1 protein-coding gene is annotated in these 1,066 nt (G+C 65.5%); it reads left to right on the top strand.

The genetic code is table 11. The annotated features are described in order from the left end of the window. Positions 1-530: 530 nt before the first annotated feature. The coding region (locus IEZ19_RS49965) for a reverse transcriptase domain-containing protein (protein WP_268248813.1) at positions 531-1,066 on the top strand (536 nt) is incomplete at its 3' end.

Raw genomic sequence — 1,066 nt, 5'->3', positions numbered from 1 at the left:
CCCTCAATTCGGTGATGCTGTACGAGAGATGAAGGATCTTGGCCCTTCGGAGCCGCCCTGCGGGGGGAGGCTTCAAACCGCCTCATGCTGCGTTGGCTGAAGACCGTCGTGGTGAGCGATGAGGAAAAGGCGCCCGAGAGGCGTCAGGTAGGGACAGGGAAGACGATCACTGCTGAAGCGTCGAAACTCCAAGAAGACGTCGAAACCGGGCGTGGTGTAAGACCCGGGACAAGCCCGGCGGGAGCCCGCCGACTGGCCGGGCGGCGTCCGGCGCAGAGGTGACGTGAGCCCTGTCTGCCGCTCTCGTACGGAACGTGGGAAGGCGTGTCCGGCGGGACCGCGCGCGGCAGCGCGGCCACCGGGAGTGCCCGAGTCGGGAGTGCCCCGTAGGGACTTCGAGTACCGGGCCGGGCACGCTGGCGGACCGGCCTGTAGTAGCGGTGAAACCCCTGTAACGGGGGCGGAGCGAAGGAGCCGGGTCGTTCGTGGCTGTTGTTCGTTTGGTCAACCAGAGCCCTGGGAGGAGCCCGATGGACCAGCTGAAAGCATCTGGCAAGCCGTTCGACATCTCCAAGTACGAGGTGTGGGACGCCTGGTTGAAGGTGAAGGGCAACCAGGGAGCGCCGGGGGTCGACGGGCAGTCGATCGAGGAGTTCGAGAAGGATCTGCGGGGCAACCTGTACAAGATCTGGAACCGGATGTCCTCGGGGACCTACTTCCCGCCCCCGGTCAAGGCGGTGGAGATTCCGAAAGCGCATGGTGCCGCTGGTGTCCGTGTGCTCGGAGTGCCCACTGTCGCCGATCGAGTAGCGCAGACGGTGGTAGCCGTGCATCTGGAGAAACGGGTGGAGCCGATGTTCCATCCCGACTCCTACGGATACCGCCCGAACCGCTCGGCGCTGGACGCGGTCGGGGCCTGCCGACGGCGCTGTTGGGAGTACAACTGGGTGATCGATCTCGACATCCGGAAGTTCTTCGACAGCGTGCGGTGGGACCTGGTCGTCAAGGCCGTCGAGGCGCACACCGATGCCCGCTGGGCTGTGCTGTATGTGAAGCGGTGGCTGGC

The sequence above is a fragment of the Streptomyces brasiliensis genome, assembly GCF_014647875.1.
GTDB lineage: Bacteria > Actinomycetota > Actinomycetes > Streptomycetales > Streptomycetaceae > Streptomyces > Streptomyces brasiliensis.
Note: the sequence above shows the minus strand (reverse complement) of the source record. Positions and strands in the feature narration are given on the sequence as shown.